At 56.5% G+C, this 25,712-nt stretch carries 21 protein-coding genes; 3 read left to right on the top strand and 18 right to left on the bottom strand.

Features of this window, described 5'->3' with window-relative positions; all coding sequences use genetic code 11:
* Positions 1-23: 23 nt before the first annotated feature.
* From ACR0K9_RS18760 to ACR0K9_RS18775, 4 genes are all read right to left on the bottom strand, one after another.
* Positions 24-287 carry a hypothetical protein gene (locus ACR0K9_RS18760; protein WP_480825453.1) on the bottom strand — a complete coding sequence of 88 codons (264 nt, stop codon included), beginning with the start codon at positions 285-287 and terminating at the stop codon, positions 24-26.
* Positions 284-1,066 (bottom strand): ATP-binding cassette domain-containing protein, encoded by a 783-nt coding sequence (locus ACR0K9_RS18765; RefSeq protein ID WP_480825455.1) that lies wholly within the window; start codon positions 1,064-1,066, stop codon positions 284-286. Before ACR0K9_RS18765 ends, ACR0K9_RS18760 begins: the two co-directional genes overlap by 4 nt.
* Positions 1,066-2,136, bottom strand: a complete 1,071-nt coding sequence (locus ACR0K9_RS18770; protein ID WP_480825457.1) for an ABC transporter permease — start codon at positions 2,134-2,136, stop codon at positions 1,066-1,068. Before ACR0K9_RS18770 ends, ACR0K9_RS18765 begins: the two co-directional genes overlap by 1 nt.
* Positions 2,137-2,253: 117 nt before the next feature.
* Positions 2,254-3,228, bottom strand: coding sequence for a substrate-binding domain-containing protein (locus ACR0K9_RS18775; RefSeq protein WP_480825509.1), 975 nt, complete (start codon positions 3,226-3,228; stop codon positions 2,254-2,256).
* Positions 3,229-3,459: 231 nt separating this feature from the next.
* Between ACR0K9_RS18775 and ACR0K9_RS18780 the strand changes: the two genes are divergently transcribed.
* The gene (locus ACR0K9_RS18780; RefSeq protein ID WP_480825459.1) at positions 3,460-4,659 is read left to right on the top strand and encodes an ROK family transcriptional regulator; all 1,200 of its coding nucleotides are present in this window, start codon (positions 3,460-3,462) and stop codon (positions 4,657-4,659) included.
* Positions 4,660-5,035: 376 nt separating this feature from the next.
* On the opposite strand, the gene ACR0K9_RS18785 is transcribed toward ACR0K9_RS18780, so the two are convergent.
* Positions 5,036-5,212, bottom strand: a complete 177-nt coding sequence (locus tag ACR0K9_RS18785) for a hypothetical protein (protein WP_480825461.1) — start codon at positions 5,210-5,212, stop codon at positions 5,036-5,038.
* Positions 5,213-5,264: 52 nt separating this feature from the next.
* On the opposite strand from ACR0K9_RS18785, the gene ACR0K9_RS18790 reads away from it, so the two are divergent.
* The gene (locus ACR0K9_RS18790) at positions 5,265-6,275 is read left to right on the top strand and encodes an alpha/beta hydrolase family protein (protein ID WP_480825462.1); all 1,011 of its coding nucleotides are present in this window, start codon (positions 5,265-5,267) and stop codon (positions 6,273-6,275) included.
* A gap of 316 nt (positions 6,276-6,591) precedes the next feature.
* Here the strand turns inward: ACR0K9_RS18790 and ACR0K9_RS18795 are convergent, their stop codons facing one another.
* The 5 genes from ACR0K9_RS18795 to iadA all read right to left on the bottom strand — a co-directional run bounded on the left by ACR0K9_RS18795 (position 6,592) and on the right by iadA (position 14,227).
* Entirely contained in the window at positions 6,592-7,224 is a 633-nt protein-coding gene (locus ACR0K9_RS18795; protein ID WP_480825464.1) for a tyrosine-type recombinase/integrase, read from the bottom strand.
* Between the two features lie 317 nt (positions 7,225-7,541).
* A complete protein-coding gene (locus ACR0K9_RS18800; RefSeq protein WP_480825466.1) occupies positions 7,542-9,278 on the bottom strand; it encodes a Mur ligase family protein in 1,737 nt (578 codons plus the stop codon).
* Positions 9,279-9,292: 14 nt separating this feature from the next.
* On the bottom strand, positions 9,293-12,094 hold the full coding sequence (gene cphA / locus ACR0K9_RS18805) for a cyanophycin synthetase (protein ID WP_480825468.1): 2,802 nt from the start codon (positions 12,092-12,094) through the stop codon (positions 9,293-9,295).
* A 20-nt stretch (positions 12,095-12,114) separates the two neighbouring features.
* Positions 12,115-13,005: a cyanophycinase gene (locus ACR0K9_RS18810; protein WP_480825470.1), complete on the bottom strand. Its 891-nt coding sequence runs from the start codon at positions 13,003-13,005 to the stop codon at positions 12,115-12,117.
* Between the two features lie 55 nt (positions 13,006-13,060).
* Entirely contained in the window at positions 13,061-14,227 is a 1,167-nt protein-coding gene (gene iadA / locus ACR0K9_RS18815) for a beta-aspartyl-peptidase (protein WP_480825472.1), read from the bottom strand.
* A gap of 520 nt (positions 14,228-14,747) precedes the next feature.
* Here iadA and ACR0K9_RS18820 point away from each other — a divergent pair.
* The gene (locus tag ACR0K9_RS18820; RefSeq protein ID WP_480825511.1) at positions 14,748-15,299 is read left to right on the top strand and encodes a 2OG-Fe(II) oxygenase; all 552 of its coding nucleotides are present in this window, start codon (positions 14,748-14,750) and stop codon (positions 15,297-15,299) included.
* 205 nt (positions 15,300-15,504) lie between these two features.
* Here the strand turns inward: ACR0K9_RS18820 and ACR0K9_RS18825 are convergent, their stop codons facing one another.
* The 8 genes from ACR0K9_RS18825 to ACR0K9_RS18860 form a co-directional block, all read right to left on the bottom strand.
* Positions 15,505-16,815 carry an MFS transporter gene (locus ACR0K9_RS18825; RefSeq protein WP_480825474.1) on the bottom strand — a complete coding sequence of 437 codons (1,311 nt, stop codon included), beginning with the start codon at positions 16,813-16,815 and terminating at the stop codon, positions 15,505-15,507.
* A 400-nt stretch (positions 16,816-17,215) separates the two neighbouring features.
* A complete protein-coding gene (locus ACR0K9_RS18830; protein WP_480825476.1) occupies positions 17,216-18,601 on the bottom strand; it encodes a M20 family metallopeptidase in 1,386 nt (461 codons plus the stop codon).
* Positions 18,602-18,613: 12 nt separating this feature from the next.
* Positions 18,614-20,020, bottom strand: coding sequence for an amidohydrolase (locus tag ACR0K9_RS18835; RefSeq protein WP_480825478.1), 1,407 nt, complete (start codon positions 20,018-20,020; stop codon positions 18,614-18,616).
* Between the two features lie 20 nt (positions 20,021-20,040).
* Complete coding sequence (locus ACR0K9_RS18840) at positions 20,041-21,045, bottom strand: ABC transporter ATP-binding protein (protein WP_480825480.1); 1,005 nt, start codon at positions 21,043-21,045, stop codon at positions 20,041-20,043.
* Complete coding sequence (locus ACR0K9_RS18845) at positions 21,042-22,019, bottom strand: ABC transporter ATP-binding protein (protein WP_170482634.1); 978 nt, start codon at positions 22,017-22,019, stop codon at positions 21,042-21,044. Before ACR0K9_RS18845 ends, ACR0K9_RS18840 begins: the two co-directional genes overlap by 4 nt.
* Positions 22,016-22,939 carry an ABC transporter permease gene (locus ACR0K9_RS18850; protein ID WP_170387150.1) on the bottom strand — a complete coding sequence of 308 codons (924 nt, stop codon included), beginning with the start codon at positions 22,937-22,939 and terminating at the stop codon, positions 22,016-22,018. The genes ACR0K9_RS18845 and ACR0K9_RS18850 overlap by 4 nt, the downstream gene beginning before the upstream one ends.
* On the bottom strand, positions 22,936-23,913 hold the full coding sequence (locus ACR0K9_RS18855; RefSeq protein ID WP_170482633.1) for an ABC transporter permease: 978 nt from the start codon (positions 23,911-23,913) through the stop codon (positions 22,936-22,938). The genes ACR0K9_RS18850 and ACR0K9_RS18855 overlap by 4 nt, the downstream gene beginning before the upstream one ends.
* Before the next feature lie 60 nt (positions 23,914-23,973).
* A complete protein-coding gene (locus ACR0K9_RS18860; RefSeq protein ID WP_480825483.1) occupies positions 23,974-25,554 on the bottom strand; it encodes an ABC transporter substrate-binding protein in 1,581 nt (526 codons plus the stop codon).
* Between the last annotated feature and the right edge of the window lie 158 nt (positions 25,555-25,712).

The following is a 25,712-nucleotide window of genomic DNA, read 5'->3' on the forward strand; positions in this document are numbered from 1 at the left end:
TTTCGAACAGTACAAACCTCAGATCACGCAGGCTCGTCAACTAGACCCCAGAGTTTGCGGCACATCCTTTCCAGCACGCGATTGTCCAAATGATAACCGTCCATGGGTACCAGCGTGGCTAAAGGAACCGCAGAGCCTTGTTGCGCGTTCAGCGATTGCACGACGGTTTCTGCCAAAGTCGACTTTCCCGATGCAGGGGGGCCGGCGATTGCGGCAATCGTCCGAACCCCAACCTGCCTCCGGGAGGAAATCAGGTCGCAAACGCGCTTTGCATCCTGGTCGATCATGCGGCGTCCTCTTTGGGGGGTTCTTTGGCGCCGGTCATGAAGGCAACCGCGTCGGACATCGTGTAATCCTTGGGGTCGATCGTGCACAGGCGTTTGCCTAACCGATGCACATGGATGCGATCGGCTACCTCGAAGACATGCGGCATGTTGTGGCTGATCAGAATGATCGGAATACCACGCGCCCGCACGTCCTGGATCAGCTCAAGCACCTTGCGGCTTTCCTTGACACCCAAAGCAGCCGTCGGTTCGTCCATGATGATAAACTTGGTTGCAAAGGCAGCGGCACGGGCAACAGCAACACCTTGACGTTGGCCACCAGAGAGAGTTTCAACCGCCTGATTGATCGACTGTACAGTCATCAGCCCAAGCTCGGTTAGCTTTTCACGGGCGAACTTCTCCATCGCAGGGCGGTCAAGCTGACGCATGTATTTGCCCATGAACCCCTGTTTGCGGAGCTCGCGCCCCATGAACATGTTGTCCGCGATCGACAAAGCAGGAGACATGGCAAGTTGCTGATAGACAATCTCGATCCCCATGTTCCGGGCGTCGATGGGAGAGGTGAAGTTGACCTTTTTCCCTTCGATCAGAATCTCGCCCTCGTCTGGGATAGTGGCGCCGCAAATCGCCTTGACGATGGAAGATTTGCCAGCGCCGTTGTCTCCGATAACGGCTAGGATTTCTCCTTGGCGCAGTTCAAAGTCAGAATGGTCGATGGCGGTCACGTGGCCGTAGCGCTTCACGATCCCGCGCCCTTGGACGACTGGAGTTGTGCCTGACATTAGCCCGATACCTTTCTGATCCACTGGTCGACTGCGACTGCTGCGATGATGAGAAGCCCGATGAGCAGGAAGGTCCACTGCGCATCTGCGCCCAGCAGCCTCAGACCCAGAGTAAACACGCCGACGATCAAAGCTCCGAACAACGATCCCAGAATGGAGCCTCGCCCGCCGAACAACGAGATACCCCCGATCACAACAGCGGTAATGCTCTCAATATTGGCCAATTGGCCGGAGGTCGGCGAGACCGATCCGATGCGCCCGATTAAAGCCCAGCCCGCAAAGGCACAGATCAAACCGGACAGCATGTAAACGGACATCAGGGTATTGTGGACGTTCACGCCGGAAAGTTCGGCGGCCTCAGGGTCGTCTCCGACTGCATAGACATGCCGGCCCCAAGCCGTGTGTTTTAGCGCGTAAGCCAGCACGAATATCAGAACGAGCATGAAGATCACGCCAACCGTGAAAGTCGCACCACCGATGCTGAATTTTGTGCCAAAGAATTGCAGGAATGGGGCGTTGGCCTCGATATCCTGACTGCGAATTGTTTCGTTTGCGGAATACAGGAAGTTTGTCGCCAGAACGATCTGCCACATGCCGAGGGTAACAATAAAGGGCGGCAGCTTTACGCGACTGACCAGCCAGCCGTTTAGAGCCCCGATTAGTGTTCCCATTGCCAGCCCGCACATCACCGCAATGGGTACGGGGATGCCGTAGCGGAAGGTGAACTGACCCATAATGACGGATGAAAACACCATGATTGCACCGACGCTCAGGTCGATGCCGGCGGTTAGAATGACAAGGCTTTGCGCCGCGGCCACGATGCCCACAATCTGGACCTGTTGCAGGATCAGCGTCATCGCAAAGGGTGAGAAGAATTTGGACCCCAGCAGCAGGCCGAAAATCACGATCGCGCCAACCAGAACGATCAATGGCACAAAGGATGGATTGACGTGGAGAAGATGCTGCAACTTCCCCAGAACACCACGCCGGTTATCTTCAAACTCCGCCACGGTTTCTGAAGCGTTGGCGGCGGTTTCGAATTCCTGGGTGTTTTGGTTTGCTTCAGACATATCTCCCCCTTTTCGTGGCTGGCATCGCGCCCACGAAATCAGTGTACAGGAAATTTCGGTTTGCTGGTGAGAGGATTGATGAGGCGCTGTGGCGCGCCTCACCCGATATGGCTGTCTTTAGCCCCAGCAGAGATCCAGGCCTTCTGCGACCGACAGCGACTCGACCCCATCAACCGGCTGGTCGGTGATGAGCGCGACGCCCGTGTCATAGAAGTCTTTGCCGGGTGTGTTTTCGGGCTTCACGCCCTCTTCGGCCCATTTTTTCACGGCCTCAACACCAAGCGAGGCCATCAACAGCGGGTACTGCTGGCTTGTCGCCCCGATCACACCGGCTTCGACGTTTTGGACACCGGGGCACCCGCCGTCGACCGAAACGATCAGCACGTCGTTTTCACGCCCGATGGATTTCAGTGCCTCATATGCACCCGCAGCAGCAGGTTCGTTGATCGTGTGAACAACGTTGATCGATGAATCCTTGGCCAGAAGGTTTTCCATCGCTCGGCGACCGCCTTCTTCGTTGCCGTCGGTCACGTCACTGCCGACCAGACGCGCATCGGTTTCGTCACCGATGACATTCGGGTCCGCCAAGTCCACGCCAAACCCGTCGAGGAAACCCTGATTGCGCAGAACGTCCACTGTCGGCTGGCTGACATTCAGATCCAGCGTCGCGATCTTGGCATCGGCCGCGGCGTCGCCCATTTTGGCCTTGGCCCATTGACCGATCAGCAGACCGGCCTTGTAGTTGTCCGTCGCGAATGTCGCGTCCGCTGAGTCAATCGGGCTAAGCGGTGTATCCAGCGCAATGACCAAAACCCCCGCATCCCGCGCCTGTTTGACCGCAGGTACGATCGAGCTGGTGTCAGATGCCGTCAGTAGAATGCCTTTTGCGCCATCGAGGATGCAGGTTTCAATGGCCTGGACCTGAGTTTCATGGTCGCCATCAACCTTGCCGGCAAACGCCTTGAGCGTCATGCCCAGCTCTTCTGCCTTGGCTGTTGCGCCCTCCTTCATCTTTACAAAGAACGGGTTGGTGTCGGTCTTCGTAATCAGACAGACTGTTTCCCCAGCTGCCTGAGCGGATGCCGCAGCCATTGTGAGCACGGTCGCAGATGCAGCAATCTTGAATAGATTTCTCATATTGTCCTCCCAGAAAATTGTTGTCGCCCCGCGTGGCGTTCCTGCGGGACGCGCCTCCATCCTCCAATGAAGGTCGCATCCAAGAAACTGTGATTCTAGCCCTTCTGTCAATAAATAAATAAAGTTTATTTATTAATTTGCACCGGTATCTTTCCATAAGAAAACAAGGTGTTTATGTTCAGGGTTATGGAGAAAGAGGCTCTCAAAATACTGACTGGAGGCGTAAGCCAAAGCGGTGTTCGCGATCATAACGAACGCCTGATTTTGACAGTTTTACAACGACATGGACCCGCGGCAGGCGCGGACGTCGCGCGCCTGACGGGGCTGTCTCCTCAGACCGTGTCCATCATTTTGCGAAAGCTCGAAAATGATGCGATTCTCAAGCGTGGAACGCCACTGCGCGGGAAAGTGGGAAAGCCATCAATCCCAATGGAGCTAAACCCGGAAGGCATCTTGTCGGTGGGTATGAAGATCGGCCGACGCAGTGCTGACCTGCTTTTGATCGACTTTACGGGCAAGCCACGTCGCCAGCTCTCTACGACATATGACTATCCTCTGCCCGAGGTCGTTTTCGCGTTTCTGGAAACTGGCTTGGAAACGTTGCTGTCCCATGAGCCTCAAAGGTTACGCGACCGTGTTTGCGGCATTGGGATTGGAACTCCGTTCGAACTGTGGAAGTGGCACGACCTGTCTGGCCTTGCGGCCAAGAAATTCAGGTCCTGGAAAAACGTGAATTTCTTTTCTGAGGTCGCCAAGTTCAGCGACCTGCCAGTTTTTGTGGTCAACGATGCGACGGCTGCCTGTCACGCCGAGCATCTTTATGGGCGCGGGGCCGAATATCGCGACTATTTTTATTTCTTCATCGGGTCAATGATCGGCGGCGGAGTCGCGCTGAACGGCACCGTGTTTGAGGGCAACCAGGGAAATGCAGGTGCCTTGGGTGCGATGCGAACGACCGGGCCTTTAGGCGAAAGCCAGCAGTTGATCGACACTGCCTCACTTTTCCTGCTCGAAGACAGGTTGATCGAAGCCGGTGTCGATCCCGAAATCCTCTGGCAGAAGCCACAGGATTGGAGCAGCATTTTACGATATGTCGAACCCTGGATTGGGACAACAGCACAAGAACTGGCCAAAGCTGCCTTGTCCATTTGCGCGGTCATCGACTTTGAGGCAATTTTCATTGACGGCGCTTTCCCATCGGAAGTACGGGAAGAGTTGGTTGCACGGGTTCGTCGTTACCTACTTAACCAAGACAAGCGCGGATTGATACCTCCTGTCGTAGAAGCCGCAGCAGTTGGGGAAAACGCCCGCGGCATTGGGGCGGCAAGCAGCCCAATTTTCCGCCAGTTCCTATTGAACACCAATGCGGGGCTTTCTGGGATGTAGCCTAAGCTCATAGAGTGCAAGTCCCAATCAAGAAGGAACCCGCTCCTACTCAATTTGGAGGCCTTAGAACGGCCGCTTTGACGCATGCTGCAGTGCGGCAACCAATTTGACGCCAGAGGACCTGTGTGGGTGGCGCCTGCATTGCAAGTGTTTTCTGCGTTGATAGCGGCGGTCCGTCAGTACTGTCGTGTGTTCGGCCTGTTCACGCAGCCATTGTTGTCGGCTGCTGGCCTTGATGAGTTCCGCAAGTAAGGTTCCTATCGGCTAAACGACCTCGGTTTGGGCCGCGACATTCGTCGGAGTGTCCTGGCTTTTGGTTGACTTAAGTCCGCATCATCACATCAAGTGTCTTGCATCTCTGGGCAGGTCGGCCTGTTCAGGCGGTCGGCTGCCGGTACTCGTGTTGTTTCGTCAGTATCGCCCAGATGATCCGGGCGCTCTTGTTGGCCATGGCGACCGTCGCCAACCGAAACGGTTTCTCTGCGAGGATTCTGGCGATCCAGATATCTATGCGCTCCGGGTGCTTCCTGCCCATCAGGGCACGGGATGTCATGCCGGTGATCAGGAGCTTTCGGATGTAGCGGTCGCCATTCTTGGTGATCCTCGTGACTGAGGCGCGCGAAGGAAGATTGCACTCATTTATCCTTGACGTCGCCACTGGAGCGGAAACCAATTTCGGGACAGGCGACCATGGTTTCGACCCGCTGGACAGGCTGGAGAACGGTGACTGGATCGCCCGCGCCTACAGCGCGTCCGAACCGGAAAAACTTGTGCGGACAGACAGTACAGGGAAAATCCGCACGGAACTGGCTGTCTGCGCCCATCCAAAGCAGCAGCGAAGCTTCACCAAAGCGCAATCGGTGAAATGGTTGTCATCGGATGGCGAACCGGTTCAGGGCTGGCTCTACCAACCACAACAACCAAGCCGTGGCCTTGTGGTCTGGGTTCATGGTGGCCCTACCGCCATGAGCAAGGACCAGGTGCATTCTGCCATTCAGTATCTCGCGGCTGCCGGATTTACTGTGCTCGACCCGAACTACCGTGGTTCGACCGGATTTGGGATGCGTTATCGAAACCTGATCCGTGAAGATGGCTGGGGCGGGCGCGAGCAGGAGGATATTCGATGCGGGATCGAAATGCTAATCGCACAGGGAATAGCGCAACCTGGCAAAATTGGTGTGGCAGGACAATCCTACGGCGGGTATTCGGCCTGGTTTGCAATCACGCGAATGCGTGATCTGGTTTCAGCCAGTTGTTCGATCTGCGGCATGAGCGACCTGTTTATCGATTATGCAAGTACGTCCATGCCGCATCTGCGAGACTACAGCGTCGAGATGCTTGGGGGCACTCCAAAGGAAAGACCCGCCATCTATGAGCAGGGTACGCTCAGAACGGACTATCCACATATCACTGGTCGATTGATGATCGTGCATGGGCTGCGTGACACGAATGTCGGTCCCGAAAACTCTCGGCGCGCAAGCAACGATCTCACGCAGTTGGGAATAGGTCATGACCTGTTGACCTTTTCCGATGAGGGCCATGGGATCTACAAACAAAAAAACAGATTAAAACTTCTGGTACACATGAGCGCGTTTTTCGAGGAAGCATTTAAATAGTGCCCGCCATAGGATTGAGCTGCATCAGGCTGACTAACATTTACAATGTCATTGATTTTAAATTTGGGAGTGTATTCTTGCGTTTTGTCCTGGACCATCAGTTCTGGAAACAAGTATCGCAGCGCTCCGATCGGATGGCAGGTCCTATCGCTGCTTCTCCGCAGCGAGCCTTACGCAGTTGCAGAAATTACCGTACTGCGTGCGCACGCAGCGAAAAATCCGAACTCACAGGTTGGGCTCGGTACCGACCAACGCCGCATGAGGGACAGACACCCGCATTGAAATGGCGAACGGCAGAACCGTTCGCCAAGGTAGCTTAGATATCGATACGCTCAGCGATGCTCAGAGCATCTTCGAGTTCGACGCCGAGGTAACGCACTGTACTGTCGACCTTCGTGTGACCGAGCAGCAGTTGGACCGCGCGGAGGTTACCGGTTTTTCGATAAATCTCCGCTGCCTTTGTTCGACGGAGCGAATGGGTGCCATATCCGCTCGGCTCCAGGCCAATCGCAGTCACCCAATCCCGAACCAATCGTCCATACTGGCGGGTTGAGATGTGTGGCCGATCATGGAAGCGGCTGGGAAACATGAACCGACACGCAAACATCTCAGGTGATTTGACCCAGGCTAAGACAGTTTCGCGTGTGTTTTCCGTCAGTTCGAACTGCACAGGCCGTTTGGTCTTGCTCTGGACCACTGAAACACGTTCCCGGACGCGTTCATCCTTGACGAGATCGGCCACCGCCAGTTTGACTAGGTCGCAACCGCGCAGCTTGCTGTCGATGGCGACGTTGAACAAGGCCAGATCACGAAGATTACCAGCGAGTTCGAGCCGGGCGCGGATAGCCCAAACCTGCTTTGGCAACAGTGGACGTTTCTGACCGATGATCCGCCCCTTGTTCCAAGCCTTGCACTTTGGGGTGACGGAGGGAAGTTGAACTCTAGGCATGATATGCCCTCCAATCCTCCCTCCATGCCCAATCATCAGCACTGCGCTGACGGGACGATTTTTCAGTCAGAAGGAATGGCCAGTGTCAGAGACGCATGAATCTGGTCATCGCTGCGCGAGCAAAAGGCGGCAGAGAGCCCAAAGTACCGGATACTGCGCAACGATCACTTGGCGGGTTCTGCACCGTAGTCCGCCTCCGATCGGTCTTTGGTCGAAGGTGCAACATTTTTGGTGCATACTTCCCTGCCTGTTTGCATTTGCGCGCTTACATCGCCGCGTGCTAGCTACAACTGCGTGACACCGGCACCCGGCTCTGTTTATCCGTCGAGCATCGCGAGCACGGCGTCGCGTTCGGACAGGACCAACAGCAAGGCAAGATCACCCGGTTCCAGCTTTTCCAATATCATCGAGGCAGCTAGAGAGGGCGAAGATGCTCTCAGGACTTGTTGCGCGTCATATCCCTGTTCTAAGGCGGATTTTTTGATCAGGTCCGGGATTTCTCCCAATTCGCGACCTCTTAAATACCCTTCCAGTTCGGCTGCGACGACCACGTCGGGCTGGAAATTTAACGCCGTCGCGGTAACGTCCCGAATATCCTGATCCGACCGATCGCCAGCATGGCTGAGCATAATGTAACGCCGTTTCGCCGGTAGGCTTGACAGCGCATCGCAAACGGCCGAAATTGAGTGCGGGTTATGCGCAAAATCCACAAAAACACGCGCATTATTGTAACTAAACTCGTTGCAGCGTCCGGGGTTGTCCTTGGCGTCGGGTTTGAACCCGGCCAACCCATCCCGAGCCCCCTGAACGGGCAAGTCCAGAGCCAAGGCAAGGCACAGGGCCGCCAGCGCGTTCAGGATATTGTATTTCGCAGCGCCGCCCATGGTCAGCGGAACATCGGAAACTGCAATGACTACCTGTTCGACCGCACCGTCGAAAAAGACGATATCTCCCTCCTGCACATAGGCGCAGCACTTGCCCGCATCACGCGCCTGACGGACAAGGTTGTTCTGCGCATCCAGCGAGAACCACCAGATATTTGCGGATGTATTTTCCGCTTCTGCGCGGACATACAAGTCATCGGCATTCAGTGCCAGCACGCCACCCTCGGCCAGCGTGCGATGCACGGCGAATTTGGCCTGAGCCAGTTCTGGCACCGTGTTGACCCCGTATTGCCCCAGATGGTCGTTTGCCACATTGGTGACCGCCGCTGCCGTTGCCGCGCGGGTCGGCAGACCCCGGCGCAGGATACCTCCGCGCGCGACTTCCAGACAGGCGACCTCCAGCCTTTTGTCACGCAACAGCATTCGCCCGCCGCCGGGGCCGGAATAATCGCCACGGTCGAGAATGTCGTCTCCCACCCGCACAAATTCGGTCGAGGTCAGCCCGGCAACCTTGCCCGAAGCGCGGGCGATCGCCTCAAGTAAACGGGTTGTGGTTGTTTTGCCGTTGGTTCCGGTTATGAAGGCCACCGGGATATTGTGCAGAGCCGACCAGTCCAAGTCATCGGGGGTAGGCAGCGCATCGACCGGCCAGGTCTGACTGCCAGTACCGTGCCCGATCGACACTTCGTCATCATCGCACAGGATATCCACACCATGCGCTTCTGCTGCCGCAATCAGGGCGATCAGCGCGGGATTGGCTTCCTTCTCCATAACGCTTTTGACATCCGCAACCATCTGATCGAAATCGCCGGGCTCGGATGCCAACAGTTCGGCAGCACAGAAATGCCAGACGGTTTGCACCGCGAAGATAGCGGAATAGAGCTGATCCATCGGTGCTGAAATCGCCAGATTGACGCCACCGGTGAAACTGCGGTGGGTTACGTCCTGATCCTGCCAGCCAAGTGCGTCCAGCACGCGGCGCGCGTGTTTTTCCCACAAAGCAGTGACCTGCGCGGTGCCGGTATCGGTGAAAAACACATCCATCACCGTGCCGGGGCGGTTCCACAACAGTCCCGGCCCGGTCAAGCGTCGGGCATCGTCTACCCGGATATGATCGGCGTACGCGCTTTCAATTGTCAGCGCGTTTTCAAGCTCTTCGATCCGGTCCATTCCGGTACCCCCGCTTAATCCGCGTCTTCGCTGATGTCGCGGGCCAGGCGCACGCCGCGCGCATCCCGGATCAGGTTCTGGTCGCTTTCGAACATGTCCTCGAACGAGGTGTCGATGGGGCTTGCCACCGGCGCAGCCTCTGTGACCGGCGCTTCGCTATCGGAGTTGAAATAGATGATCTGCTTCCAGCAGCGCGTTGTGTCATCACCGAAAATCACCAGCAGATCGCCCGGTGCGGCCTGTTCCAACGCTGCAGTCACCGCTTCGACCTCATCCGGGATGATCGTGATCGCGGCATCATCGACGCGGTTGTCGATCAGGGCCTGCCGCATCATTTGCGGTACTTCGTCGTGTCCACGGCCCCGGCGGCGGTCATCTGCCTTGCAGATGAAATGATCAAAATGCCCGGCCAATGCGGCGGCCCCGTCGATGATATCCTCATCGCGCCGGTCGCCGGGCATCGCAACAACGCACAGCCTTCGGCCCTTGACCTCCAACTGATCGGCCAGAGCCGCCATCGCCCTGAGCGCGGCAGGGTTGTGGCCATAGTCGAGGATCACCTTGAAGGGATGCTCGTCATAGACATTCATCCGCCCGGGTGCCTGGAAATAGCTGGTGTCGAAGGTGCGCAGCCCATGGCGGATATTGTCCAGATCCACTCCGAAACTATAGGCCATCGCGGCGGCGAACATCGCGTTCTGGACGTTGAAAATGGCCTTGCCTTCAAATGCCGCCGGGATCAGATGCGACCACAGCACCGGGATATGAAGACCGTTGTCATAAATGGTCAGCATGTCACCATTCATGCCCTTTTCAAGCACAATGGCCTTGCCGCCTGCCTTGATATGTTCCTTGACCAGGCTGTGCCCCGGATTGGTGGTGACATAAAAGATCTGATCCGCACCGGCATAGTCGGCCATTTTCAAACAGTTGATGTCATCGGCATTCAGAACTGCCGTGTCGGTGGCGCTTTCCACCACCACGCGTTTGACAACGGCCAGTTCCTCAACCGTGTTGATGCCGCCAAGACCCAGATGATCTGCCGAGACGTTCAGGCAGGCCGCTACGTTCGAGCGCTGATAGCCCAGACCCGAGCGCACAAGTCCGCCGCGTGCGGTTTCCATCACCGCAAAATCGACAGCCGGGTCGCGCAGAACGATCTGTGCCGACTTAGGTCCCGTCATGTCGCCCTTCACGCTCAGCTTGCCGTCAACATAAACGCCATCGGTCGAGGTCATGCCAACGGTCTTGCCGCTGGTTTTTATGATGTGCCCCAGCATCCTTGAAGTGGTCGTCTTGCCGTTGGTTCCGGTGATTGCCGCGATGGGAATGCGGGTTTCCTCGGTGGCCGGAAACAGCATGTCGATCACTTTGCCCGCCACGTCGCGCGGCTGACCTTCGGACGGTGCCACGTGCATCCGGAACCCAGGGGCGGCGTTCACCTCGACAATCGCGCCGCCGATATCCTTGTAGGATTTGGTGATGTCGTCGATCAGGAAATCGACGCCGCCCACATCCAGCCCGACGGCCATGATGGCACGCTCGGCCATGTCACGGTTGTCAGGGTGCACCACATCCGTCAGATCAATGGCCGTGCCGCCGGTCGACAGGTTCGCGGTTGATCGCAGATAGAAGACCTCGCCGTCAGGCAGCACAGTTTCTTCCGTCACGCCAGCATTTTCCATCAGGCGGTTGGCCTGATTGTCGATCTCCAGCATAGTCAGCACTTTTTCATGCCCGATGCCACGGCGCGGATCCTCGTTCACGATATCGACCAGTTCGGCAATCGTGTGCGTGCCATCGCCTACTACATGGCCCGGCACGCGCTTGGCTACAGCGACCAGCTTGTTGTTCACCACCAGCATCCGGTGATCGAACCCGGTGATGAAGCTTTCCACCAGAATGGCGCGGCTGCGAGAATGTTCCTTGGCTTCGGCAAAGCCTGCCTCGACCTCTTCGTCCGAGTTCAGGTTGATCGAAACACCACGCCCATGATTGGCATCGAGCGGTTTGACCACCACCGGGTGCCCGATCCGTGCGGCGGCGCGCACGGCTTCACGCGCGGAATAGACCATGCGTTGCTGCGGCACAGGCAGGCCCAGATCGTTCAGCAGATTGTGGGTGTCTTCCTTGTCGCAGGAAATCTCGACCGAGATATGCTTGGTCTCAGAGGTTATGGTTGCCTGAATGCGTTTCTGGTATTTGCCGTGCCCGAACTGAACCAATGACCCAGAATTCAGCCTGATCCAAGGGATGTCACGCTCTTGCGCGGCCTTAACCAATGAGCCGGTTGAGGGACCAAACTCCTTGCGCTGCGCCCGCAGCACAAAGCTACGCAACTCGTCATCCCAGTTGAATTCCGGGTCGAAGTCGTAGTCCACCTGTTCCTTGAGGGATTGCGGCAACAGATGCATCAGCAGCCGCATTGCCAACTTGCCTGCGTCCAGACCAACATCGCGCTGGCGGTATTCGTAAACCATGTTGTACTGGCCGGGTTCGCCTGTGCCGCGCGTCCTGCCAAAGGTTACATCCGAACCGGCCACGTTCTGCACTTCGATGGCACAATGCTCCAAAACATGACCAAGCCAAGTGCCTTCATCTTCGCGCAATCGGCGGATGAAACCACCGGGTTCGCGGTAGGAACAGCCATGTTCCGCCAGACCGGGAAGGGTCTGGGTCAATGCATCAATAAACTCGGAACCAATTTTGGCCGAAGGCCAATCTTCCAGAACGCCCAGATCAATGACGTGGCGAATGACCGGAAAACTTGCCCAGACATTCGGGCCGACAAAGACATTGGTCGAGATTATTTTCATGAGGCTCCCCGTTGGTTAGCTTATTGTTTCCCCCCGCTGGCGGCCTCATCCTCGGACAGATCCGGCAATGTGCAGAACGCCATATGCTCATCCGGCGGAAAAGCCTGGCGAGCCGTCAGATCATAACGGCACCCTTCACCCAGAACGTCAAGCCGAAGTCCAAGAAGGCTGAGTGCTTCGCCGCGACGGGCATCCCACATCGAAGAATGGGTCAAATGGCTGGCATCCACCACGGTAACCGTTCCGCTGCCGATTACTTCAAAGACGTTATCGGGCCCAATGAAGGCCGCCGTGTCTTCGTCAACGCCCAATCCGATTAGAAAAGGGTTAAAAGATGAAGCGGTTAGCAATCGACCCAGGCGGTTGCGTTGGGTGAAGTGCTGATCAATGATGACGGCGTTGGTCAGACCCATACCGGGAGCCAGCGTGATGTTACCTTCGGCTGGACCAGAGTTGCTGCTGCCACCTGCTACCATATGCTCGGACATGATCGAAGCACCGGCCGATGTTCCTGCAACCGGCACCCCTGCCGCGTTTCGGCGCCGGATTTTTTGGGCGACGAGCGTGCCTCCAAGAATCGCTGACAGGCGCAACTGGTTCCCACCGGTCATAAAAATTCCGGTAGCACGATCCAGCATCCTCGCGTAATCCGGGTTGTCGCAATCGGCGCGGCGCGAGATAGGCAGGAATTCAACCTTGCCTGCACCAAGCTCGGAAAAGATGCGGTTATAGTCCGGCCCGGTTTCTTCCAGCATCGAGGCTGTTGGGATTACGACGATATCAGCGTCGGCACCGCCGGACAGTTCTACGAACTTTCGGTGAATCTGCATTTCCTTGACGCGGTCTTCACCGCCGCCGATCGGAATGATGAACCCGCGCGGGGTTTCTGCATCAACGGGTGCAGGGCACATATCTTAACTACCTTCCGGTGCTATAGCGGGCAGCCACCGGGGACCGCGCGGACGCTCAAACCTGTTCATACATGCCGCGTCGGGCTATCTGGCCGTCGCGTACATGCCATTCCCCCCGGGCCATCACATGCCGCACGGCAGTGTTTTCGTCAAGAACGACCAAATCAGCGTCCATACCCACGTTCAGACGACCTTTCTGGTGCAGCTTCAGCAGGTCGGCGACATTTGAGGTCAGCGGAGCCAGCGCTTCGGGCATTGGTACTCCTCTGTTGGTGAGTTCGCGCAGCGTGTCCGGCAAAGTGTCCGACAAACCCACACCAAACCGTGTCAGATTGCCTTCATGGTCAAAGGCGGGCAGGCAGCCACCACCGTCAGAGCTGATGGTGAACCGGTCGGCGTGACCGCCCAAATCGCGAAACTGAATGTAGGCCTCAGCAGCAGAGATGCCCGGCTCGACATGTCCGCAGGGGAATGCAGTAGCGTCGATGTAACATCCGTGCCGAGCTAGCGCCACGGCCTGTTCGAAGAGTGGTTTGTTGCGATTGACATGGGTTGGATTGAAGACGCGTGCGGGGATTTCGCAGGTCGCGATAGCTTGTTCCAACATTGACAGCCCTCGCTCGCCATCTCCCATATGGCAATGCACAATCCCCGCCTTGCCAGTCATCAGGCCTGCGACATGCGCTTCGCTTGCGATCCGCAGAAGCTCGTCCAATGTCGGTTGGCTCGACCGGTGATCACTGATCGCCAGTTCCCCAACACCGATGACCGGATCAAGGAACACAATGTCTCCACGGGCTGAACCGGTGAGGGTGGTCAGTGGGACGTGATAGCCACCGGTGTGACACCAGGCTGAAAGTCCTTCTTCGCGCAACCCATAGGCCTGTTGCACCAGGGTCTGCGTGTTGCGGGTCAGATCGTCCGTGCCCAATACTCCAACAACTGAAGTGACACCGGCACGCGTGAAAGAGGACAGGACAAGCGGCGGCACCCGACTGGCTGGTCCGGTTTCACCGCCACCGCCAGTTATATGCGCATGCCCATCAATAAAACCCGGAACAACCGCTGCGCCTTCGACGTCAATGATCTCTGCCTGAAGCTGGACAGGCAATTCGGGTTTATTGCTGCCGAGGTAAATGATGCGTTCACCCGCAGTGAGAATATGGCCCAAACCAACAGGTTCAGGTGAATAGAGGCGCGCATTCTTGATGAGCTTCAACACGTTGCAAATCCGTCAGTAGGAGCGAAGACGTCCTTCTTTGCACCAAATGGCAGCAGAAGAACCATCCCCTTTTTCGGGGAAAGGGTAGATGTCGGTCGTACGCCACTAGCAGACAGTGAGAAAAATGAAGCGGATGGCAAGGTTGTCCGCGAAGTAGTCGTGTTTAAGGGTTGCGGCGAACGGTTGCTCCGAGCCCAATCTGTCTTATGCTGCGGAACAGCCGAATTTCCGCTTTTCTCCCGGGCGACCATCACGGTACGCGCCATCGCAATGACCTTAAGCCAGCGTGGAATAAACCTCGGCAACTCGCTGAAAGGTCTAATAGCAGGCGATAGCCGCACATCGTATACCGTTTGGGATCCGAGAACGTCTAGGGTGAATTCCAAATCCGGATTCCTGGACCCAAAACAATTGAGATTGCAGAAAAATTACGTCGCTTTCAGCCTCTTAGGTCGAAAACAGCGCAGCGCCATCTGTGCATCTTGGCAAAATTCAGTACCAATCAAAAATGGTGTACAGAATGCTGGAAGTTCATTCGATTCCCGGTGCATTTACCGCGCGGGAATGTGAGCAGATTGTTGCTGCATCACAAAAAGCCCCGGCGAACGAGGCTCTGCTTGTCGGGCAAAACAAGGATCATAATCTGCGCAGAGCGGATGTGACCTGGCTGGACGACGTCGAAGGCTCTGATTGGGTGATGTCACGCCTGATCAATGTTGTCCGTCGCTCCAACACCGACAAGTTTGGCTTTGATCTGAGCGAGTTCGCCGAAAGTCCGCAGATTGCCTGCTATAAAGCATCAGATGGTGGTCATTTTGCGTGGCATTCCGATATCAGCGACGGGCCTGTTGCCCGAAAAAGAAAGCTGTCGCTGGTCGTTCAACTCAGCAAACCCGGAATGTACGACGGCGGAGACTTGGAGATAATGCCGGGCGCTTATGCTGTAACGGCCAGCCGACATCAGGGCAGCGCGACCATCTTTCCCAGCTTCTTGTTGCATCAGGTGACACCGGTTGAGAATGGTGATCGGTATTCGTTGACGGTCTGGGCGCATGGCCCGACGTTTCGGTGATGATTTCCGTACTCGTTTGATTAAGAGTCCGAGACTACAAGGCTAACGGTTCCTTTCGTGTAGGAAACAGAGTCGAAAGAGTTAAGCTTGCCTTTAACACATTCGCTGAAATGGCATTTCTTGTAGTCCAACATCTCTGCTAAATCCTAGAAGCTGCACGGTACTGACGCCTGAGTTGCTTTGGTCACTCAATGGCTGGCTTCTATTATGTGTCAGTCGGTAAGCGACTGGCGACTGATTTCTCATGGACTAAGTTTGGCAGGCTCACCATATCAGAAGCAACTTTGCCAGCTTCCTTTGAAGTACTTTCGACAGATATGCGTGTCTGGCCCAACCGGGGGTGCAGCTTACGAGCCAGAACCCACGTCCAAAGCAAACCTGCGCCACCCGCAGCGAACACGCCAGAGAGCGGTGCAGCGAGAAGAACCAGCCAGGCGGCACCAGGTGTAATAATACCCGAAACGTCGCGAAAGCTCGCGTATATTGCTGACATCTCAGTTCGTTCGGAAGGTTTGACTGCGAGAAGGAACGGCAAACCAGCGGAAACATCGAGCAAGATCAGGAAAATCGAGCCCATCATTAAGAATGCGATTGTGACTTCAGGGATTCCGAATGGAACTCCAGCAAAAAGAAACAGCAGCCCGGACATGAGGAATCCGGTTCTGACTGCTGCGCGTACCGAACTGCGCTGCATGAAACGAAGCATCAGTGGGGTGCAAAACAGGGCGGCATTGGAAATCGATAAAGCAATCCCTCCAAGCTGGCTGCCTAGCCCGTTCTGAACCGCATAGATGGGCAGGTATACGACATAAATCCACCACCCACAGGAACGAACGACCGCGAATACCCATCCGGCAACCAATCGCGGTTGCGCAAAAAACCTCCCGAAATAGGCGAACGGATTTGCGGGAGCGCTTTGGCTTCTGGTGATCAGCCTGCCGTTTCCGAGGCGCATAACAAGAAAGATGAGCAGCATGACAATCGCCGCACCGGCTGCAATCAGGAACGGCGCAGGTTGCCACCATTCGTACAATATCGCGCCAAGTGCAGGCCCAGCCGTCCAACCCAGCGCACTGTAAAAAAGCCGCGATGTCTCAAAACGTCCCAGTTCAATCCTGGCAACATGGTCGAGCACATAGGCGTTGAAGCACACAAATGTCGTCACAACGGCGAAAGTCGTGAGAGCGAGCCCCGCAATAACGGCAGCAGGGGTCGCAACGGTCGTCACAACCGTACCCGCGACGTACGAAAGAGTGCCGAACACATAGACCCATCTCCGTGGGACAAACCGGATCAGGTAGGGAACCAGAAGACCGATCAAGAGTGATACCGCGCCAATGGCGAAATAAATTTCGGATACAAAACGCGCATCCTTCAGCGCGTTGTACATCGCTACCGGAAAGACAGAGATCAAAATACCCCTGGCAATCGCCTCCGTTCCCGCCAGAATGGCGAATCCCCGCACGCTGGGTGCTGGCGCATGGCGAAGCCATTCTGGTATTCGACGTTCGTGCATGAGAAGTGCTCAATGGACTTGGAACTAGTCAAACTTGTTTCCTCATTTTATCTTTCCTGCCAGCGACCCGATGTCGTTTTTGCTAATCGTGCAAGTTACAAAAATTCAAAAACGGAATTTCGTTTTCTCTTTTTGGGAGCCCGCTTCGCTGGCGTTCAATTTTCAACGCTGATTACACCGAAAGGATAGCTTGAACTCGGGCTGGATTGGCCCAGTAGAATGGCCGCAAACCGGAAATCATTGCTCGACCGAAAAATCTACCGCTGTGGATGCAAGCACTTTCAGTATGAGCAATAGTCGTGGCTACAAAAGTCGGTTTTGTCCGCAAAGCGGTCAGTTAAAGTCGGGAGTGCGATACCCGCCCGATCCAGGTGTGGATGAAAGCCTTTGTGGCGCGCGGTCAGAGTGGCCTGGCAAGGTCACCAATATCCCAGAAAAGACCGGCCATTGCCCGCAATGCATCACGCGACACCGACTTCAACACGTGTTCGTTTGGCGCGTGCTGTGAACAGCCACGATAGGAATGAGGCACCCAAATCGTTGGGAGGCCGAGCACATCGGAAAAGACCTCATTGGGCAGGGAACCGGCGAGATTTGGCAGAATATGTGGCCGCTTTCCAGACGTTTCTTCCAGCGAACGCGCGACAAACGACACCCAAGGATGCTCCGGCGATGTCCGCGTCGCATCGAAAAATCCGCGGTCGTGAGGTTTGATCTTAACGATCTGAAATCCTCTTGCATCAAGGTGGCGACGAAGGGCCGACAGGATACCGGCTTGATCGGTGCCAACAACGAAGCGGAGCTGACAGGCGGCCTTGGCATATCCCGAGATCGCGTTAACCGGCTCTTCGGGGACACCGCTTTTCATTGCGAGGATCGCAAAGCTGTTCCAGCCAAAGACCCGTTCGGCCGGTGTCAGGCCTTCCTCTCCCCAATTCTCGTCAATCTTCGGACCGCCATCCCCGCCAACCGGCAAGTTGCGCAGGGTGTCCCGGATGTCTTCAGTCAGGCTGGTCGGCCGCCATTCTGGTATTTGGATTTGGCCCCGCACATCGGTGATCGTCGAGAGGGCTTGTGCAAGGATCATCGCGGGGTCGGCAAGCAAACCGCCCCAGTTGCCGGAATGATGCGCACCGTCTCGAAGGTCAACGATGAGGTCGAACGAATTGCCGCCCCTTGCCCCCATGAACAACGTAGGCGTGTCGGACTGAAGGCGCGGTCCGTCCGATGCGATCAAGACGTCGGCGGCTAGGTTGTCTTTGTGCTTGGCGCAAAACTCCGACAACCCCGGTGATCCCATTTCTTCGCCCATTTCAATGAGAATGCGCATGTTGAAACCGAGCGCTCCACGAGCCTCAATGACAGCGCTCAGCGCCGCCAAATTGATGAGATGCTGCCCCTTATTGTCGGCGGTTCCCCGTCCATAGAGGCGGTCGCACTCGTCAACCAATCGAAATGGGTGAAGCCCGTCGCGCCATTGATCCGTTTGCGCGCGGATCACGTCGCCATGCCCATAGGACAGGATTGTCGGACGCGCGTCGTCCTCGATGCGTTCAGCGACAAGGATAGGACCTGCATCTGGCACAGGGTTCGGGTGTATTGCACAGGAGAACCCAAGACTGCGCAGGCGCGGAACGAGGGCTTCTTCAAGATAGCGCGGAAGTTCCGCCACTTTCTCTGGTGTCTGGCTCTCCGTCTCATGGGCAACCAGTTCGCTAAGATCGGTTGCAAATCGACCGCTGTCAAAATATTCGGCGACGTTGTCTATGGCAGCAGCGCGGCTCATGTTCACTTTCCCTCAGACAGGTGGGCGCACGTCTGCAGGGATCGGACATGTGTACGGCGTTTCGCCCAGATGGTCTTGATGCGTCGCGCGTGCAGCTGCAATGCGCGAGGGATCCTCAACCAGTCGACACACAGTCGCGGCCATTGCTTTTGCCGCGTAGACCATGCCTTTGTGAGCCGCGGGTGCCTTGCCTTGAGCAACTGTTTGCCACGTATGAAACGGCGTTCCTATGGCACAGGTGGCAACTCGTGCCTGAACCGTCGGAACTGCCCAACTCACATCCCCTACATCTGTTGAGCCTTCGCCACCATCGCTGTGGCGATCAAGAGGTGCGATGAAGTCGCAGAGTGCGAGATCCTTTTTGGGCTTGGCTCCGATCCGCTTGAAGGTCGTGTTGATGTCAGCCTTGGTCAATGTAGTCTGAATCTCACGGGCAAAGCTGAGGTCTGACTCGTCAAAGGCGACGGGTCCGAGTTTCTCTAGCTCATGCTGCATGGTTTCTTCCAAAGGACGGTTTCCAAGCAGGTTTGAAACGCCGGAAAAGACCCGACTTGTGACCTGCGTTCCAGTCATCAGCGCCGCACCGTCTGCAATCTTTCTGACACGCGTAACCAATTCGGCGAGGTCGGGTAGCGAACTGGCCCGGACGAGCTGGCGCACCGTGGCCTTGGCCTGCACCACGTTCGGTGCAACGCCACCCGCATCGAGATAGGCGTAATGCACCCGGGCGCTGTCGGGCATGTGCTCGCGCAGATAATTCACGCCGATGTTCATCAGTTCAACCGCATCAAGCGCGGACCGGCCCAATTCAGGCGCGCCAGCAGCATGGGCAGCTTTTCCATGAAAAGTGAAGTCGATCCGGGTGTTCGCGAGCGATCTGGCCTCATTCACGCCTGTGAAGGTCGCTGGATGCCACGAGATGGCCGCGTCGACATCATCGAACAGTCCTTCGCGCACCATGTAAGTCTTGGCCGCGCCCCCTTCTTCAGCGGGGCAGCCATAGTACCGCACACGGCCCTTGATGCCGTTTTCGGTCAGCCAGTCTTTCACCGCCGTCGCGGCCAAGAGTGCGGCGGCGCCCAGCAGATTGTGACCACACCCATGCCCGTTGCCGCCCTCTTCAAGTGGCTGATGTTCAGCCACACCTGGCGCCTGGCTCAGATATGGCAGCGCATCGAATTCGCCGAGGATGGCGATCACCGGACCCTCGTCTCCCGCTTCGCCAATCACGGCCGTAGGAATGCCAGCTGCATTCTCTGTTATCTTGAACCCCTGAGCACGTAACATCTGCACATGCTCAGCGACGGACTTGTACTCGGCGTAAAGCGTCTCGGGCGTGTCAAAGACGCGGTCAGACAATGCGATAAAATCATCACGATGGCGGTCAACGTGGTCCCAGATCGGATCGGCGTTTTTCAAGGGGCTCTCCAGCTTCTCGTTCAAACGGTTTCGGCGTGTTCCAGGAGGCAGGCTGTTTCGCGCCCACCGCGCCCGGCTTTCAGTTCAGGAACAGTGGTGCGGCACTCAGCGGTCGCCACCGGGCAACGCGGGTGGAAGGTACATCCAGATGGCGGATCGAGCGGCGACGGAATTTCCCCCTCAATCGGGGCAAAATCACGCCGGCGCTGATCAAGGCGCGGAGCCTCTGCAAGCAGCGCTTTCGTGTAGGGATGGCGTGGGTCCGAAAAAATTTCCTCAGTCGATGCTCTCTCGACAATGCGGCCCAGATACATGATCGCCACGCGGTCGGCGATGTGTTCGACGACGCTCAGGTCATGGCTGATGAACAGATAGGTCAGGCCCAGCTCTTCGCGCAGATCCATGAACAAGTTGATAACCTGCGCCTGGATCGATACGTCCAGCGCAGCGATGGCTTCGTCGCAGACAAGGAACTTCGGCTTCACGGCGAGCGCACGTGCAATTCCAATCCGTTGCCTCTGACCGCCGGAAAACTGATGCGCGTAACGCCGCTTGAGCGACGGGTCGAGGCCGACCTTGCGCATCACGTCGTCCACGTATTCCGCACTCTCTGCCTTGCTGACGATCCCATGCATACGCGGTGCTTCGCCGATGATATCTTCGACGCGCATTCGCGGATTTAGGCTGGCAAAGGGGTCCTGAAAGATCATCTGAATTGCGAGGGTCGCCGCGCGTTTGTCGGTGCCGTTCAACGTTGCAACATCTTTGCCTCCGTAGAACATCTGTCCGTCACTTGCAGGGTGAATGCCGGCAACAATGCGTCCCAAAGTGGACTTGCCGCAGCCGGATTCGCCGACCAATCCCAGAACCTCACCCTTTTGAATCGACAGGTTCACGTTATCGACAGCATGGACCGTTTCTTCTCGGATGTTTGCGCCAAGTCGCTGTGCGATTTTCCCCGCGACGTCCAAACGTTTGGTGAAGCGCTTCGAAACGCCTCGGATTTCAACGAGCGGCTCACTCAAAGCGTCGTCTCCTTGGTGCGTTGCGGATTGAAACAGCGAAGGCTGCGGCCATCCACGTCCTTAATCGGGGGGCGCTTGGAACACGCTGCCGTTCGGGCCTGACAACGCGGTCCAAAGGCGCATCCTTCAGGCAGGGCGAGCATGTTTGGCGTCATCCCTTCGATCTGGAACAAACGCTGCCCGCGCCGGTTCGCCGTCGGAACCGATCCGAGAAGCCCGACCGTATAGGGATGCAACGGACGGTCGATAACATCGTCGATACCGCCTTGCTCAACGATCCGTCCTGCGTACATCACCGAAATCCGGTCCGCGAGCCCTGCCACAACGGCAAGGTCATGCGTGATCCAGATCATCGCGGTTCCCGTGCGTTTCGTCAGCTTCTGTGCCTCGTGGATGATCTGCGCCTGAATTGTCACGTCGAGCGCTGTCGTCGGCTCGTCGGCAATAATGAGGTCCGGCTGGTTCAAGAAGGCTGTCGCAATCGCCACGCGCTGCCGCATCCCACCGGAAAGCTGATGCGGATAGGCTTGCAATCGCTCTTCCGGCGATGGGATGCCAACCAAACCAAGCGCATCACGGCTTCTTTCCCAGGCGGTTTGGCGGCTTACGTTTTCATGGGCGAGAATGGCCTCGATCATCTGCGTATCGACGCGCAGGACCGGGTTGAGCGTCATCATCGGATCCTGAAAGATCATCGAGATTCGGTTGCCACGCAAGGTCTTGAGTCGCTCTTCCGGTGCGTTCGCGATCTCGTCACCATTAAAACGGATTGACCCATCGACGATGCGCCCGGGAGGATCGATCAGCCCAAGGATGGAAAACCCGGTGATCGACTTGCCCGACCCGGACTCACCCACCAGACCCATTACCTCGCCCTTGGAGACGGTGAAATCCACACCATCTACGGCCTTGACCACACCCGCGTGCGTGAAGAAGTGGGTCTTCAGCCCGCTGACTTCGAGTACTTCAGTCATCTCTTCAACCTCGGGTTCAGAACATCGCGCAAATGGTCGCCAACAAGGTTGATGGACACCACCGTCATTAACAGCGCGACGCCGGGAAAAACGGAAATCCAGTAGCGTCCTGAAAGCATGTATTCGAATCCATTTGCGATCAGCACCCCGATCGAAGGCTCAGTCTGTGGAAGGCCTACGCCAAGGAACGAAAGCGTCGCTTCCAATGAGATCGCACTGGCGGTTTGTACCGTGCCAACGACAATCAGAGGCGCCATGCAATTCGGGAGAATATGCCGAAAGACGATCCGCGAACGCGAAATGCCGAGACATTGTGCGGCTTCAACATATTCCTTTCCACGCTCGACAAGCGCGGTCGCGCGCACCGTGCGGGCGTAGTAGGCCCATTGCGCAATTACAAGGGCAAGAATGATCTTGTCGACACCCTTACCAAGTGCCGCAACCATCATCAGCGCAACCAGCGATGCCGGGAACGACAGTTGAAGATCCACGATGCGCATAATGAACGCTTCGGTCCGGCCACCAGCGTAGGCCGCGACCAGACCGATCGCCATACCGATCAGAAGGGCAATCACTCCGGATGCAAGCCCAACGGTCAGAGAGATACGCAAACCATAGAGAATTGCCGAGTAGAGATCGCGCCCAGACCCGTCCGAGCCGAGCCACATTGTGTATCCGTCGAAGGCTTCGGAACCTGGCGGCAAGCGCCCATCCATGACGCTGACCTGACCAAGATCGTAGGGGTTCTGCGGTGTGATCCAGGGTGCCAGGATGGCCAAAAGAACGATGATCAGGAATATGCCGAGCGCCGCTGTTGCGATCCTGCTTTCGAAGAACTCGGCCCGAAATCGCTGGAACGGCGTCTCGACCTTAGGGGATTTGGCGGTGGTCAGCGAATGATCTGTGACGGTGTCGGTCATGCGCCCTGATCCTGCAAACGAACCCTCGGATCGAGGATCGAGTAAAGTATGTCGACGATCAGATTGATCAGTACGAAAAACAGTACGATGATCATCAGATAGGCGACGACGACAGGCCGATCCAATTGCAGTATTGCGTCGATCAGCAGTTTGCCCATTCCCGGCCACGCGAAGATTGATTCAGTCACCACCGAGAACCCGATCAAACTGCCGAATTCGAGGCCCATGACGGTCACTACCGGGATCATGATGTTCTTCATTACATGCACCAGAATGATGCGTCGGGTCGAAAGCCCTTTGGCCCGGGCATATTTAACGTAATCCTGTCCCATCGCTTCCCGGACACCCGCTCGGGTGAGACGGATTGCCAGCGAAATCTTAAGAAGTGCCAGGTTGAGAGCAGGCAGGAAGATGTGGCTCAACCCATCGAGCGTAAAAAGGCTGCTGTGAATCCCAAGAAACGAGCCGATGTCGCCACGACCTGTCGCAGGTACCCATCTAAGTTCTACGGCAAACAGCATGATGAGCATTAGTCCGACCCAGAAGGTCGGCAGCGAGAAACCGAGAATCGAGCCAGCCATAACGCCTTTGGAAAGCGGGCTGTCGGGATAGAGCCCGGCATAAAGCCCCAATGGAATTCCGATCACGATGGCAAGAAAGAGTGCACTGAAGGCCAGTTCCATCGTGGCAGGCATATGGTGCAGGATCAGTTTGAGCGCGGGCTCACCGAAGACGAAGCTATCGCCGAGGTCACCCTGTGCCGCACCTTTGAGGAACAACCAGTACTGTTCCCAAATTGGCCGATCCAATCCAAGCCGTCGAATGGCCGCTTCGATGTCAGCCTGATCCGCGTCGGGGCTTACCAGCATGTAGACCGGGTCACCAACGATGTTGACGCCAAAAAAGACAATCACCGACATCAGGAAGACAACAAGCATTGCTTGCAGCAATCGGCGAATGACAAAAACGGTCATGAGGACATTCCCTGGGCAAAGGCTGCGGGCCGCTGCGAAGGCGGCCCGTTTGCATTGCGTTTACTCTTTCACGACGCCTGTCGCGAGAGTGTATTCGTCGGTCCGAGGGATGTAGCTCAGACCTTTTTTGGCCGCCCAGGTGTTGACCTGGAAGTGCGTCGGAATGATCGCCACGTTCTCGATCGCGCGCTCTGTTGCCGCGGCGAGCAGTTCCTGCCGCTTTGCGTCATCGACTGTTCGCAGGGCTTCTTCGATCAACGCGTCGGTTTCAGCATCCGAGTGTCGGCCACGGTTTGATGATCCAAAGCCCGCATCCTTGTCATGGGTGTGGATCAGCGATTTGAGAGGCGAGGACGCTTCGCCGGACCCCGCGCCCCATCCGACGAGGATAAAGCTGAACTCCGGTAGACCCTCTGGGCTGCCTTTGGAAGCGCGCCCAAAGTATACCGAACGCGGCATGGTTTCGACGGCTGTCTTGATGCCAACACGGGTCAACATTTGCGCAATTGCCTCGGCAATTTTGGCGTCGTTGATGTAACGGTCATTCGGCCCATGGATTGTCATTTCAAATCCATCGGGATAACCGGCTTCAGCCAGAAGCGCTTTAGAACCGTCTGGATCATAGGTCACGACGTCCAAATTGTCAGACACGCCAAAGAACCCCTCGGGCAGAAGCTGACCGGCGGGCAGGGCAACCCCTTCCATGACACGCTCAACGATTGCATCGCGGTTGATCGCCATGCTGATCGCCTTACGGACGCGGACGTCCATGAGGGGGTTCTTGATATCGCCGCCACCGTTGGCCTTCACAAAGGGTGAATCCTCGCGGAATTGGTCCATGTGAAGATAGATCACTCGGTTGGACACGCCCTGGCTCAACTGGATACCGTCATTGCCCTGAAGTGTTGTGATATCGGTCGTTGGTACGCCCGATATCATGTCCACGTCACCGGCAAGAAGCGATGCAACACGGCTCGGACCGGACGTGATTGGGCGGAATTCCACCTCGGACCAGATCGGTGCGTCACCCCAGTAATCGTCGTTCCGCACCAACACGATGCTTTCACCCGGCGTGTAGCTTTGGAACTTGAACGGCCCTGTGCCGATGGCGGCCGTACCCGCGTTGAAGTCTTCTGTCGTTGCTTCGCATCCCACTTCTGAGATCACAGGGATCGTGGAAATGTCATTGCCCATCAACGGATAAGGTGCGGCCGTTTTGAAGTGCACCGTGTAGTCATCGATCTTGACGACTTCCTTACCCTTAAGATAGGTGCCGTATCCCGATGGAGAGTTCGGTACGTCCGGCGCGCGCGCCATGGTGCAGACGACGTCGTCCGCCGTGAAGTCGCTTCCGTCGTGAAACTTAACGCCTTCACGCAGCTTGAACTCCCAAGTTAATTCATCAATCGGCTCCCATGACACGGCAAGACCCGGCGATAGGCGCTGCTTCTCATCCTGCGCGATCAGCCGGTCAAAGATGTGCACGGACAACGCGTTGTTCGGACCCAGGTTGTGAAAATGCGGATCGAGTGACGTCGGCTCCGAAGCGAGGCCGATCGTTAGTTTTTCGGCCGAGACAGCACCGGCGCCGAAAGCCAAAATGCTGACAGCGACGGCTGTCGCAGATGTGAGTTTCCTCATCAAAAAGACTCCCTGTTTGTTTGGCGCTTGTGAATGGGCGAATCTTTGGCCGATCCCGCGCCCTATTAAAAAAGGCTAGCTACCGCAAAAATCATTGCCAATACATATTGCTATGCGACTTTGCATAGACCAATCCAAGAGTTTGGATGTTCAGCCGC

This window comes from Ruegeria sp. L12, assembly GCF_056531745.1.

What these genes read in the sequence shown, in the direction of transcription:
- ACR0K9_RS18760 (WP_480825453.1), bottom strand. Translation starts at nt 287, where the DNA reads ATGATCGACCAGGATGCAAAGCGCGTTTGCGACCTGATTTCCTCCCGG.
- ACR0K9_RS18765 (WP_480825455.1), bottom strand. Translation starts at nt 1,066, where the DNA reads ATGTCAGGCACAACTCCAGTCGTCCAAGGGCGCGGGATCGTGAAGCGC.
- ACR0K9_RS18770 (WP_480825457.1), bottom strand. Translation starts at nt 2,136, where the DNA reads ATGTCTGAAGCAAACCAAAACACCCAGGAATTCGAAACCGCCGCCAAC.
- ACR0K9_RS18775 (WP_480825509.1), bottom strand. Translation starts at nt 3,228, where the DNA reads ATGGCTGCGGCATCCGCTCAGGCAGCTGGGGAAACAGTCTGTCTGATT.
- ACR0K9_RS18780 (WP_480825459.1), top strand. Translation starts at nt 3,460, where the DNA reads ATGGAGAAAGAGGCTCTCAAAATACTGACTGGAGGCGTAAGCCAAAGC.
- ACR0K9_RS18785 (WP_480825461.1), bottom strand. Translation starts at nt 5,212, where the DNA reads ATGACATCCCGTGCCCTGATGGGCAGGAAGCACCCGGAGCGCATAGAT.
- ACR0K9_RS18795 (WP_480825464.1), bottom strand. Translation starts at nt 7,224, where the DNA reads ATGCCTAGAGTTCAACTTCCCTCCGTCACCCCAAAGTGCAAGGCTTGG.
- ACR0K9_RS18800 (WP_480825466.1), bottom strand. Translation starts at nt 9,278, where the DNA reads ATGGACCGGATCGAAGAGCTTGAAAACGCGCTGACAATTGAAAGCGCG.
- cphA (WP_480825468.1), bottom strand. Translation starts at nt 12,094, where the DNA reads ATGAAAATAATCTCGACCAATGTCTTTGTCGGCCCGAATGTCTGGGCA.
- ACR0K9_RS18810 (WP_480825470.1), bottom strand. Translation starts at nt 13,005, where the DNA reads ATGTGCCCTGCACCCGTTGATGCAGAAACCCCGCGCGGGTTCATCATT.
- ACR0K9_RS18820 (WP_480825511.1), top strand. Translation starts at nt 14,748, where the DNA reads ATGCTGGAAGTTCATTCGATTCCCGGTGCATTTACCGCGCGGGAATGT.
- ACR0K9_RS18825 (WP_480825474.1), bottom strand. Translation starts at nt 16,815, where the DNA reads ATGCACGAACGTCGAATACCAGAATGGCTTCGCCATGCGCCAGCACCC.
- ACR0K9_RS18830 (WP_480825476.1), bottom strand. Translation starts at nt 18,601, where the DNA reads ATGAGCCGCGCTGCTGCCATAGACAACGTCGCCGAATATTTTGACAGC.
- ACR0K9_RS18845 (WP_170482634.1), bottom strand. Translation starts at nt 22,019, where the DNA reads ATGACTGAAGTACTCGAAGTCAGCGGGCTGAAGACCCACTTCTTCACG.
- ACR0K9_RS18850 (WP_170387150.1), bottom strand. Translation starts at nt 22,939, where the DNA reads ATGACCGACACCGTCACAGATCATTCGCTGACCACCGCCAAATCCCCT.
- ACR0K9_RS18855 (WP_170482633.1), bottom strand. Translation starts at nt 23,913, where the DNA reads ATGACCGTTTTTGTCATTCGCCGATTGCTGCAAGCAATGCTTGTTGTC.
- ACR0K9_RS18860 (WP_480825483.1), bottom strand. Translation starts at nt 25,554, where the DNA reads ATGAGGAAACTCACATCTGCGACAGCCGTCGCTGTCAGCATTTTGGCT.